The sequence below is a fragment of the Bacteroides sp. BFG-637 genome (genome assembly GCF_024793605.1).
Classification (GTDB): domain Bacteria; phylum Bacteroidota; class Bacteroidia; order Bacteroidales; family Bacteroidaceae; genus Bacteroides; species Bacteroides vicugnae.
Genome location: NZ_JANUPD010000002.1, coordinates 1,680,907 through 1,693,891, shown reverse-complemented (window position 1 = coordinate 1,693,891; position 12,985 = coordinate 1,680,907). Strand labels below are relative to the sequence as shown.

The 12,985-nt window shown below is 41.2% G+C and carries 6 protein-coding genes and 1 pseudogene; 3 read left to right on the top strand and 4 right to left on the bottom strand.

The window, feature by feature from the left end:
• Nucleotides 1–10 precede the first annotated feature (10 nt).
• Together NXX38_RS06885 and NXX38_RS06880 are read left to right on the top strand one after the other, a co-directional pair.
• The gene (locus tag NXX38_RS06885; RefSeq protein WP_258978902.1) at nucleotides 11–1,564 is read left to right on the top strand and encodes a RagB/SusD family nutrient uptake outer membrane protein; all 1,554 of its coding nucleotides are present in this window, start codon (nucleotides 11–13) and stop codon (nucleotides 1,562–1,564) included.
• Nucleotides 1,565–1,802: 238 nt separating this feature from the next.
• Nucleotides 1,803–5,757, top strand: a pseudogene (locus NXX38_RS06880) (two-component regulator propeller domain-containing protein).
• Nucleotides 5,758–5,956: 199 nt separating this feature from the next.
• On the opposite strand, the gene rbr reads toward NXX38_RS06880, so the two are convergent.
• Entirely contained in the window at nucleotides 5,957–6,535 is a 579-nt protein-coding gene (gene rbr, locus NXX38_RS06875) for a rubrerythrin (protein ID WP_148367721.1), read from the bottom strand.
• 247 nt (nucleotides 6,536–6,782) lie between these two features.
• Between rbr and NXX38_RS06870 the strand changes: the two genes are divergently transcribed.
• Nucleotides 6,783–8,462, top strand: a complete 1,680-nt coding sequence (locus tag NXX38_RS06870) for a SulP family inorganic anion transporter (RefSeq protein ID WP_258978901.1) — start codon at nucleotides 6,783–6,785, stop codon at nucleotides 8,460–8,462.
• A gap of 781 nt (nucleotides 8,463–9,243) precedes the next feature.
• On the opposite strand, the gene NXX38_RS06865 is transcribed toward NXX38_RS06870, so the two are convergent.
• The 3 genes from NXX38_RS06865 to NXX38_RS06855 are packed head-to-tail and all read right to left on the bottom strand — an operon-like array spanning nucleotide 9,244 to nucleotide 12,981.
• Nucleotides 9,244–11,283: a fimbrillin family protein gene (locus NXX38_RS06865; protein WP_258978900.1), complete on the bottom strand. Its 2,040-nt coding sequence runs from the start codon at nucleotides 11,281–11,283 to the stop codon at nucleotides 9,244–9,246.
• 30 nt (nucleotides 11,284–11,313) lie between these two features.
• Nucleotides 11,314–11,787 (bottom strand): hypothetical protein, encoded by a 474-nt coding sequence (locus tag NXX38_RS06860; protein WP_258978899.1) that lies wholly within the window; start codon nucleotides 11,785–11,787, stop codon nucleotides 11,314–11,316.
• A 12-nt stretch (nucleotides 11,788–11,799) separates the two neighbouring features.
• Nucleotides 11,800–12,981, bottom strand: coding sequence for a glycoside hydrolase family 88 protein (locus NXX38_RS06855; protein ID WP_117933363.1), 1,182 nt, complete (start codon nucleotides 12,979–12,981; stop codon nucleotides 11,800–11,802).
• Nucleotides 12,982–12,985 lie beyond the last annotated feature (4 nt).

Genomic DNA, 12,985 nt, shown 5'->3' with positions numbered 1-12,985 from the left:
ACATTACATTATGAGAAAAATATTATATATAATATGCTGGGCTCTTGCCGGAGTGGGGTTGTATAGCTGCTCTCTCGACGAACCAAGTTATGGTAAAACCACAAGCGATAATTATTATCAGAAGGAAAGCGATATTGAACAAGCCTTGACAGGAGCTTATCTTCAATTACGTACAACTTGGAATGAATATGCATTAAATCATTATTTTGTAGGTGATTGTAGCACTGATGATGCCCTAAAAGGAGGAGGTAATGACGGTGACCGTGCCGAAGTACGCGACTTATCCGACTTTACTGTCTACACAACTAATGGCGAAGTAGGCCGTCGTTGGGAGATACTGTACAGATTGATTAATCGCTGTAACGATGTGATTTATTATGCCCCTAATGCAATAGGAAATGAAGAACTATTGACGCGTTATGCAAACGAGGCAAAAGCATTGAGAGCATTCGGTTATTATTGCCTGGTCAGTACATTCGGAGAAGTTCCTTTAATCACTACGCCAATGCAACCCGCTGAAATACTGCAAATACCCCGTTCCCCATTGGAGAAGGTATATGAATGTATTGTGAGTGATTTAACCGATGCCTCTGCACTTCCCGCCAAAGGAGATTACTCTGATGATGATGCTTATCGTGTAACACGTGGCTTTGCAAAAACAATGCTTGCTAAAACATATATGTTCAAAGGTGATTTTGCCTCTGCCGAAACTGTACTTCATGATATTATTGAAGTAGACAAAGACTATACATTATTGAGCGATTATGGCATGAACTGGCGTACTGAATATGAAAACAGCTCGGAATCTGTATTTGAGATTGCCAACAAAGTATATGATAAAAACATTGCCACAGGTACCAATGTTCCCCACTTCTTTACAAGCAGACGCATCTCCGGTTATCAGGGATATGGATTTCACGTACCGACTCAAGATCTCTATAATGCCTTTGACGCAGATGACCCACGTATTACCTACGTATTCACACAAACTGGTGACAGATATAAAGGTGATACTGAAGCGCAAGACAACGCTGAATCTCCAAGCGGTTATCATGATTACAAAATGACTGTACCAGCAATAGAAAAAACAGGTTTCGACGTCTGGATGATTAGTTACAACATTCGTTTGATCCGTTACTCCGATGTCCTCTTAATGTATGCCGAAGTATTAAACGAAAATGGAAAACCAGGGCTTGCACTTCCTTTCCTGAATGATGTAAGAGAAAGAGCCCGCAAAACTAATCCGATAGATCCGAGAAGAGATCAACAGACGTATGTTCCTGCTACAACAGCTAATACCCTGCCCGACATAACAGAAACGAACCCAGAACGTCTAAAAGAAATCATTTGGAAGGAGCGTCGCTGTGAATTGGCTATGGAAGGCTGGAGACGGGATGACCTAATGAGGCAAAAACGTTTCGGAACCGTGATGCGTGCTTATGCAACAAAATATAATACATCGAAAGGTGCCAATTTTAGGGACGACAGAGATTATCTGTTTCCTATACCACAAGGTGAAAGGGATAAGAGTAACAATATTCTTTCCCAAAATCCGGGTTATTAATATGAATAAAATGAGGGGGCGGGTTATAAAATCCGCCCTCTTTTAACAACCAACTGACCATGAAAAAGACATTATTATTTCTCGTGAATGAATGCTGAACCTAGCAAACGCCTATTGATTATTGATTGGTTGTTGACGATGAAATCATAGACTATCGTTACCGATAAAAATATGCGTGGAATAAAATAAATTCCTTATATTTGCTATCATCCTAACCGTATAAATAACATTCATTTACATGAGAAACATCTTATACGTACAAATAATTTTTATTTTGATTATTGCATTTGTTACTCCCATAAAGTCTTATGCATTTAATGTAGCAAAACACATATCAAATGTTAACGGACTGACAAATAACTCGGTAAACTGTATTTTGGAAGATGAGGAACACACGATCTGGATTGGGACATGGGATGGACTAAATGCGTATAATGGAAGAGAAATTACAACATTCAGATATAGCAAAAACAATCCGAATTCTATAAGTAATAACGTTATCCGACAGATTATTGAATGTAAGGGTAGTTTATGGATAGCAACAGATAATGGAGTTAATCGGTTAGATAAACGAACTCGTCAGATAACAAGGTATTATTTGAGAACAGACAATAAAGTACCTAATCAGGAAAAGTCTTTTATTTTAGGAAAGAGTGCGGCAGGAGATATCATCTGTCTTATAAAAGGGCTTGGTTTCTTTGTTTATAATGATTCTGAAGATGAGTTTAATCCGATTAACACAGACTTTGCAAGTCATGTAAAGGATTATTCTGTGAGTGATTCTGATCATGTGCTTTTTCTTTTAAATAATGGAAGCTCTGTATATTTGAGTTATAATCTACTTGTGAACGGAGGAAAGCAGGATGATTTACGCACAGTCGGCATACATACTCCTGTGGATAAAATATTTCTGTCGAAAGGCAGATTTATCTTGAATAAAGACAACAGGATTTTCCTTTTGAATCCCGACTTTACAGTTTCCCAAGACATTGAACTGGATAGTAACAAACCTGTATCGCAAGCTATTTTAGCAGAGGATAATATGTTCGTCAGCTTTATAGAAGGTGGCTGTATTAATTATGATTTAAGAAAGAATACTTTTACCTATCTGAACGAACTTTCCAACCAGTTGTCAGTTTTCACTCTTTATTCCGGCAGCCAGAATATATTGTGGATAGGTACGGACGGACAAGGACTAATTCAGCTTTATCATTATGATTCTTTGTTTGAAACCATTCACACTAGCCACCCTGTGAGATGTTTTTGTGAGGATGAAAATGGTAATATTCTGATAGGCACAAAAGGAAGCGGAATAAAGCTGTTGAATCCTGAAACTAAAGAGTTGGCAGATTATCTGAATGAAAGTAAAGGATTGATATCCAATTCCGTCTATGCATTGAAAAGAAATAAAGCCAATGATATTTTTATCGGAACGGAAGGAACCGGAATTAATATATTGAATGCCGCTACAGGACGATTGGAAAAACTAGAGATACCTGATAAATACCCGCCCTTCAAGGCTGTATACAACATTTATTTTACGAATAATGATTCTCTTTTATGGATCGGTACATCAGGGTATGGCTTAATCAAAATAAATATTTCCAGAGAACAAGGTCGCTACCACGTTAAAGGATTCCGGCAATATAACTCGTCAGATAAGAATATCTCATTGAATAACGATGTTGTTTATGCCATTACATCCGACCCGAAAGACAATATGTTATGGTTTGGCACACGTGGCGGAGGCTTAAACTGTATTAATATCAAAAATAACGGCATAAAATCATTGGAGGATATAGACAGTCGGATTTTACTCACCAATAATGATGTATTGTGTTTACTGCGTGATGATACCGGTATATGGATAGGGACAAGTTATGGACTGAACGAATTGAAAAAGGAGGAGAATGATTTTCATCTGATACAATATGCCGACGAGAAATTGAATAATAAAACGATTCACGGAATATTAAAAGATCATGAAGGAAATATATGGATCAGTACCAACCAGGGGTTGTCCAGCTTGAATATAAGAAGCAATAAAATAGATAATTATACTTTGAATGATGGATTGCAGAATGATGAATTCTCTGATGGAGCTTTCTTCAAGGATAAACGTAATTTCTTATATTTTGGAGGAGTAAGCGGGTTTAGTTATTTCAATCCTCAAAATATACATTTGCGCAAGTTTAATCCTCCACTTATATTAAGTAGTTTGAAGATATATAATACGGTGCAGGATATTAATGAACGAATCAAAAAAGGAGTGTTGAAACTTAGCTACGAAGAAAGATTCATGACTTTCAATTTCATAGCCAAAGACTTTATTAACAATGAAAACTGTGAATATGCTTACCGCTTGAAGAACCATTCGGTTGATTGGGTGGAAATGGGTAATAATCCGAATATTATTTTTACCCAACTTCCTCCGGGTGAATATCAATTTGAAGTGAAGAGCACGAATGGAGACAAAGTATGGGGAGATAACATTTATCACTTAACCATAAAAGTTGGTTATCCGTGGTGGCTTAGTGTCCCGGCATTGATTATTTATGCCATATTATGCGTTATTATCTTCTATATTACAAAGTCTGTTATCAAAAACCGTATACGGTTAAGCCGTCAGATTCTTATAGCCCAGATAGAGAAACGGCATGAACAGAAGATATATGAATCCCGGCTAAACTTTTTCACTAATGTGGCACATGAGTTCTTTACTCCACTGACTTTGATTTATACACCTGCACAACACTTATTGGAACAGAATGGGCTAGATAATAACACAAAGAAGTATCTTCAAATAATAAAGAATAATGCCGAAAGGATGCAGAAGCTGATTAGTGAGTTAATGGAGTTCCGTAAAACTAAATCGGGCAATATGAATTTGCATCCTGAAAGTGTGAACGTGAAAACATTAATGGAATATGCTTCCAATAATTATGTGGATATACTAAAAGAGAATAAAATAGACTTCAAGGTAGAGACGCATGATACGTCAGAGATATATTCCGACCGCAATGCTTTGGAGAAAATTATATTCAATCTGCTATCGAATGCTTTCAAATATACTCCTCGTTATGGATATATTCACGTTGAAATATCACAGAATGAACCTGATAAAACCTTATATCTGATTGTAAGAAATTCAGGTAAGGGGTTAACAGAGCAACAGATGGCAGAGATATTTGATAAGTATAAGATATTTGATACTCCTAAATTGGGTAACTCTGTAAGTAATGGCATAGGTTTAAATCTAACAAAGAGCCTGGTTGAATTATTAGGTGGGCAGATAAGCGTAAACAGTGAGCTAGGAAAAAATGTAGAATTTTCAGTTGTAATTCCTCCTTTACCATCCGATCATTCACTTGTTGTAACAGATGAAAAGGATTCGTTGCAGAAAGAAAAAAACGAGCAGGACGACTTATCTTCTCGCAAAGACACTGTCATACTGATAGTGGAAGATGAAAAGAACATCAGGGACCTACTGAAAGATGTCCTCTCCAATTATGTGATACATGAAGCAAAAGACGGGATGGAGGCTTTGAAAGAGATAGGAACACAATCATCCTGATATTATTATAAGTGATATTGTCATGCCCAATATGGACGGTTTAAGTCTAATTCATAAGTTGAAATCCGATTTGAAAACAAGCTATATTCCAATTATAGGAATATCGGCAAAAGCTTCCGTAGAAGACCAAATTAATGCCTTTAATCATGGTGCAGATGCTTATATCGTCAAACCATTTCACCCAAGGCAGGTTATATCCGCAATAGAGAATTTGCTGTCGAGGCAGATGCTTTTAAAGGACTACTTCAATTCCAGCATGTCTTCTGTGAAAGTAAAAGACGGGATTGTGCTTCATCCAGAAGACGAAGAGTTAATACAGAATGTAACAGATTTCATAAAAAAGAATATAGATGATGAGTTATTAAGCCCTTCTTCTATTGCCGAGTTCGTAGGAGTGAGTAAAGCTACTTTATATCGGAAGTTCAAAGAAATAATAGATAAAACTCCGAGTGAGTTTGTACGAGGCATCAGACTGGAATATGCAGCCAAACTACTAAGGACAACTAAATTGACTGTATCCGAGATTATGTTCAGATGTGGATTCTCTAATAAATCTTATTTCTATCGAGAATTTTTAAAGCAATACGGTGTATCTCCAAAGGATTACCGGAATCAATAGATAATATAAAAAAGGCTATCCGAAAAATAAATAAATCCTATCAATCTGTCATTAACTTTGTTCAAAGCATGGTCAAAATATTGTGAAGCATCTCTTCTTTAATATAAAGCGCGAATTCTTCCACAAACAGGATGACAGAGCAAAATGATAGCAAATAGTACTTTTTTCGGAAAGCCTTTTTATTTAATCAATCCGCAGATTAATAGTTTTCCTTCTTCACCTCGAAGTAAGCCTGCGGATGCAGACATGCCGGGCAAACTTCAGGAGCTTCCTTACCTACAGTAATATAACCGCAGTTACGGCATTGCCATACCACTTCGCCTTCTTTAGCGAATACAGTCATATTTTCGATGTTGTTCACGAAAGCAAGGTATCTTTCTTCGTGACCTTTTTCAGCGATGGAGATATTGCGGTACATAGCAGCAATCATCGGGAAACCTTCCTGTTCTGCCACATCAGCAAAGTGAGGATAATCCAGTGACCATTCTTCATGTTCACCCGCTGCTGCAGCGCGAAGATTCTCAAGCGTATTACCGATTACACCAGCCGGATAGCTGGCAGTGATTTCTACCATACCGCCTTCGAGGAACTTGAACATACGTTTTGCATGCTCTTTTTCCTGATCAGCTGTTTCTGTGAAAATGGCAGCGATTTGTTCGTAACCTTCTTTCTTTGCCACACTTGCAAAATAAGTGTAACGCATTCTTGCCTGTGATTCTCCTGCGAATGAAGTCAACAGATTCTTCTCTGTTTGAGTTCCTTTAATACTCTTAGCCATAATTCTAATCTATTTTAAATTGGTTGATTACCATACGTAACTTGTCGTACCATTTATAACACAAATATACGCGATTTGTTCATAACAAACCACCTTTTCTTCAATTAATAATAACTATCAGCTCATCGATAAAACCTATCAACAAATAAATAGTATGTTGAAAAACACACTTCTTTCGATTATTTTATATAATTTTGCAACCTCTACTTTACAAAAGGGCTGAATATATACATAACAACTAATAATAATGAAGCTATTTGAATTTAAACCCAAACTGGTTTCTTGTTTAAAGAATTACTCAAAAGAAACGTTCATGGCCGACTTGATGGCAGGTATCATCGTAGGGATCGTTGCGTTGCCATTAGCCATTGCCTTCGGTATTGCTTCGGGGGTATCGCCCGAAAAAGGTATTATTACCGCTATCATTGCCGGATTCATCATTTCCCTGTTGGGAGGAAGCAAAGTCCAGATCGGTGGCCCGACAGGAGCATTTATCGTCATTATCTACGGCATCATCCAGCAATACGGCGAAGCCGGACTGATTGTAGCCACACTCATGGCAGGTGTACTCCTTATTTTATTAGGAGTGTTCAAGCTCGGAGCGGTTATCAAGTTCATCCCTTATCCTATCATCGTCGGTTTTACCAGCGGTATTGCTGTCACTATTTTCACTACCCAGATCGCCGATATTTTCGGTCTGTCTTTCGGAGACGAGAAAGTGCCGGGGGACTTCGTCGGGAAGTGGATGATCTATTTCCGTCATTTCGATACTATCAACTGGTGGAATACCATCGTAAGTATTGCCAGCATTATCATCATCGCCATCACTCCGAAATTCTCAAAGAAAATTCCCGGCTCACTGATTGCCATCATCGTTGTCACAGTAGCCGTTTATCTGATGAAAACTTTCGGTGGAATCGACTGCATCCAGACCATCGGCGACCGTTTCACCATCAAATCGGAATTGCCTGATGCCACTGTGCCTGCACTGAATTGGGAAGCTATCAGAGAATTGTTTCCGGTAGCCATCACCATCGCCGTACTGGGAGCCATCGAATCCCTGCTGTCCGCCACTGTAGCCGACGGTGTGATAGGCGACCGCCACGATTCCAATACAGAACTGATCGCCCAGGGAGCAGCCAATATCATAGCCCCCCTGTTCGGAGGTATTCCCGCTACCGGAGCCATTGCCCGTACCATGACGAATATCAACAACGGAGGTAAAACACCGATAGCCGGAATTATCCATGCAGTGATACTGCTTCTGATTCTGCTCTTCCTGATGCCCCTCGCACAATATATCCCGATGGCGTGCCTTGCCGGGGTACTGGTCATCGTATCTTATAACATGAGCGGATGGCGTGTGTTCAGAGCTTTATTGAAGAACCCGAAATCAGATGTCACCGTATTGCTGATTACTTTCTTCCTGACCGTAATCTTCGACTTGACTGTCGCTATCGAGGTAGGATTGGTGATTGCCTGCGTCCTCTTCATGAAGCGTGTCATGGAGACTACCGAAATCTCGGTGATTACCGACGAGATTGACCCTAATAAAGAATCGGATATTACCGTACACGAAGAAAACCTGATGATTCCCAAAGGCATAGAGGTATACGAAATCAATGGTCCTTACTTCTTCGGTATCGCTACCAAATTTGAAGAAACCATGGCTCAACTGGGAGACCGTCCGAAAGTACGTATTATCCGTATGCGTAAGGTTCCGTTCATCGACTCCACAGGTATTCATAATCTGACCACCCTCTGCGAGATGTCACAAAAGGAAAAAACCACCGTTATCCTTTCCGGAGTAAACGAGAACGTGCATAACGTACTGGAAAAAGCCGGATTCTACGAACTGCTTGGAAAAGAGAATATCTGTCCGAATATCAATGTAGCGTTGGAGAGGGCGAAGAGCCTTGTAAAATAAATGAGCTACTGAAAGCGTAAAAGACGTATTACACAAAAACAATTTACAACAAAACGGGCTGCTACAGAATCACTTCTCCGGCAGCCCTTCTTTCTTTAAATTAAAAACAGAAAGAGTATGATGTCATTTATTTAAGTTTCACAAGTAGTAAACAAACCTTTGCTCGTGGCAAAGATACCATCGTTTATATGAAGATGAGCATTCAATAAATCGTATGCAGGAGACAGACGGAATCAATATGAAGAAACGCATATTTTATCTATTCTGTGCCTCATAATTCGAGCTCCTCTCTTCTGAATCAGAAAAAACGCCTGCAATTTAAAACAGCACAATTCACAAGCGGCACCAAACACCTATTATTGCTAGACAAATTGCAGTAAAGCAGACCTTTCAAAAGTATAAAAAGTCACTATATCGCCAGACACATATCAGATTGCTATTTACAAACCAACAGAAAAGAAAGACCAACCAGCTCTAATTCTGCTCTCCCAAAACCCAGTTTCGCTTCCTTTAAAAGGAACCGACGGTTTGTTTATACCAAAGAGAGCGTTTGTTTTAAACAAACCGAAGCTTTGATTACACCAAACCGATGGTTTAGTGACACCATATATTGCATATTTCAAGGAAATAAATGCAATATAAAAAGAAAAAGCGCATATTCTTGCAACTGAATATGCACTTTTTCTTCTATTAGGTCCTTTTATCTTATTCCGGTTTTCTTCTGAATCTTAAAAATGGAACAGAGATGGAAAACTCTATTTCCTCATACAGACCCATAAGCCTAACGATTCTCGGTATCTTTCATACACCGTACAGAGAATGCATGAGAACGACCGGAAGAGTGAGTCCACGTCTTATCGGAAACTTTATAATACAAGGAAGTAGCTCCCTGATCCTTATCATTTCCATAACTACTTGCCGATGAGTTGGACCAATAGCAAGCAGCACCCTTGCTAGCATCCAGCCCCGTATTATTACCATTATTTCCACCATTAGATCCCCACTTACAACCTGCTAACGGCCAATAAGCATAGTTTGTACCATCATAGCAATATTTAAATACCGCAGTTGCGCTCTGTTTCACAAATTCACCTTTCTGCTCTATCTCATCCAATACACGGGGAGACACTACCCGATACCCTTTCGGACAAGGATCATAAATAGATTTATGACCGTCAGAAGGATTGAGATAAGTGCTCGATTCGTTCGGATTACCCCAGAAGTCATCTTTACGGTCGGTACGTGCACCGGTCCATGCACCCAGATACCAGTCGGATTTTGTATTCTCCACTTCATTGGTATAAAGCAATGCACGAGGATTTTCGATAGAGAAGCGGACATTGGTGGCTTGAGTAGGTATGTTAGTACCCACGGTTCCCGACCAGCCCACCGGCGTAGGACGTCCCCACTGGAAGTAAACACCGTTTTGCTTCCAGTTGTCTCCTTCGCATGTCATGTAAGTACCCAAATTACGATCCAACACTACATATCCCGTATTACCATAAGGGTGTTCTGCCGGAGTAGGGGTCATCCAGATAATAAAACTCCAGATAACAGTAGTCTGATCCTCTCCATAGATAGCCACCTGACCGCAACCGCCGTCATAACCTCCACTTACCTTATAGGTATTGATCGTAATATTGTAATCACCGCCAACGGGAGTGATGTCCGTAGTAGAACCATTCACAGCAATCATCTTATGATTAACATTCAAATCGCACCCGAGAATAGTCTTTGCATACTTAGGTTCTTCCACTTCCATGAAGTTACCACGTGCTTTCACACTAATCGTATTGCTCACACCACTGGTCGAAATATTCGTCATCAGACAGTTGGATTCGCCATAAGCCCATCCGCCTGCCAGCAGACGTGTCTCTACAGGCTCATACCATTCACAGGAATTATCCGAAAGTTTCAAGTTATTAATAGCAATCGTATTGACTGCATTGGCTTTCAACTGCTTTCCTTCCTTTAGAATAGGAATCGTAACCGTCTGCCGGTCATTCTCCAGAGTGACCACAATATACACCTCTTTGCCGCTTAAATCAGCAGGATACGTAGTCAGATATAGATCCTGTGCGGAAGCCAGCAACTCGGGAGTAGCCAGTGAAACAGTGGCATACGGCTTGACATCCGTACCGTATGTCAACTCGTCCGTATCCAGATTCGCGGTAAACGTACCGGAAAGAGGCGTTTTCGTCTCCTTGTCATACAGGGAAACACTCTTTAGCCTGTACGTAGAAAGTTCCTGCGACGAGATGCTGAACTTCACATAAGCCATCGCATGATTCAACGTAAATTTGGCAAGCATATCCGGACCGCTGACTGTTGCTTTGGCAAATGCAAACCCATACTTTCCAATATGATGACTATCACCCGGACGACTTTGCTCCTGCTCTACAGACAAGGAAGAAGTAATCTTGTTCCCGTCCTCGGCCAGTTCCGTACTTGCCCGGTAAGGGTAATAGATAAGAAGTTCCGTAGCTCCTGCTTCCGCCATCTTCACATCGTCCGAAGTAAAGACACCGGAATTCTGCCCGATCGATTCATCACTTAATAAAGACTGCACATTGTGAATATCAGTCCCTGCCGTACGGGAGAAAACTCCCAAGGCATCCCCCTCACTCCAAAGCACCGGATAAACATCACCTGTTTTATCACCGATAGAAACACGCGTCTGCGGAGACGAGAGTCCGACCAGCGTCAGACATGAACCTTCCGTTACCGGTTCCCGGCCGTTATCGGACGAAATAAGCTCGTCCTGTGTGCAACTTGTCATGATCAGAATCGTTACACCTATTGCATATAATTTATTTTTCATACCATTCATTCTTTTAGGTTACATCCTCGTTTACCATTCATTCTCTTCCAGATCACCGGCAGAACCGCCATCACTCCATGCGCCTTCTGTTCCTGCCGCTTTCCAAGTCTGAAAAGCGGAACACACAGCACGCCCCTCGGCATTATAGGCAATGATAGCACTGATATAATTCACTCCCGGACGCAATCCTTCGGTGACTTTACGGGTATAGGGCAGAGATACCGGTTCTCCGTTTTCTTCTACGAATTTCACCAGCTTCACTTCAATGTTGTAGTCAAAGCCGATGTCGGCCACCGGATAGAAATCAATGACTTTCGCTCCGAATGTAGTACCTGTTTGCTGTTCGGAAGTAATCAGAGCCGTATTGTCTGCAATCTCCGAAACTGTCAGGTTCATGGTGGGGATGATACGTGGAGCCGAATCATCCTTGTCCGAACAGGAGGCAGTTATCAGCAGTAATACGAAGATAAATGCCATGCTTATATGTAAGTTCTTCATAATCATATTGTATTAGTTTTATTTTTGTAGATTCTTATACCGTAGCAATGCTTCTAAAAAGTAATAATCGGCATACGTCAGGGGGACATCTACTTCGCTTTTATCTGGAAGTGCGCCTACGCTATGCTTCAGGAGGAAGTTCCCGTTCGTATCCGGTTCGGCCAGATACTCTTTCGAGGCAAGCGTGCGAAGTTGCTTTTCCGCCATGGCAAGATAAGATTCCTTAGCTTCCGTTCCGGGGATATAGCGGCTTAGCTCGATAAAGGCAGAGGCCATGATAGCGGCAGCAGAAGCATCCCGATAGGAGTGTTCTTCCACCGGAGCGTCAAAGTCCCAGTAAGGAATACCGTCGGCAGGCAGACGGCGGAGCAGCATATCGGCAATATGTCCGGCTTGCAACAGATAATTCTGATAACCCGTCAGGCGGAACATCATCGTATAGCTATACAAGGCCCATGCCTGTCCGCGGCTCCAAGAAGAATTGTCCGAGAAACCCTGCACAGTCTGCTTGCCGCGCACTTCTCCGGTTTCAGGATCGTAGTCCACCAGATGATACGTAGAGTAATCATCGCGGAAATGATTCAGGATAGTGGTGTTGGCATGTGTGCAGGCTATGTTCTGCAAAGAATCATCGGCATAGGCTTTCGACATGGATAACAGCAATTCAAGATTCATCATATTGTCAATAATCACCGGAAACTTCCAGTCACAACCTTTGCGCACAAAGTCCCAGCTACGGATTACACCGGCAGTAGGTTGGAAGCGGGTTGACAGGGATTTGGCTCCCTGATAGAGCACCTGTTTATAAGCCTCATTGCCCGTCAGCCGGAAAGCATTCCCATAACTGCAGTTCAACTGGAAACCTACATCGTGATCTCTGGTCACGTACTGTATAGAGTCGAGTTTCAGCGTATTCTTCTCGGCCAGCGCCTTCACGGCATCGTTCCGGGTATATTCATAGATATACCAGAGGGAGCCGGGATAGAACCCGCTGCACCACCAATAGATATTCGAAGGGACAAACTCACCCTCGGCAGAGAGCGTGCGGGGAAGTGTCTTTTCCGTCAGGCGGGTATCCATATTCGTGTATTGTTGCTCTGCAACGGTAAACACACGGTCAATCAGCGCCTCCATCGGCTCCTGCCTGGAGCAGGATGCCAATGTTAGAAGTCCTAGTATAGATAATAATAAGATTCTCATACGT

What these genes read in the sequence shown, in the direction of transcription:
- rbr (WP_148367721.1), bottom strand. Translation starts at nt 6,535, where the DNA reads ATGGCTAAGAGTATTAAAGGAACTCAAACAGAGAAGAATCTGTTGACT.
- NXX38_RS06870 (WP_258978901.1), top strand. Translation starts at nt 6,783, where the DNA reads ATGAAGCTATTTGAATTTAAACCCAAACTGGTTTCTTGTTTAAAGAAT.
- NXX38_RS06855 (WP_117933363.1), bottom strand. Translation starts at nt 12,981, where the DNA reads ATGAGAATCTTATTATTATCTATACTAGGACTTCTAACATTGGCATCC.
- NXX38_RS06860 (WP_258978899.1), bottom strand. Translation starts at nt 11,787, where the DNA reads ATGATTATGAAGAACTTACATATAAGCATGGCATTTATCTTCGTATTA.
- NXX38_RS06865 (WP_258978900.1), bottom strand. Translation starts at nt 11,283, where the DNA reads ATGAAAAATAAATTATATGCAATAGGTGTAACGATTCTGATCATGACA.
- NXX38_RS06885 (WP_258978902.1), top strand. Translation starts at nt 11, where the DNA reads ATGAGAAAAATATTATATATAATATGCTGGGCTCTTGCCGGAGTGGGG.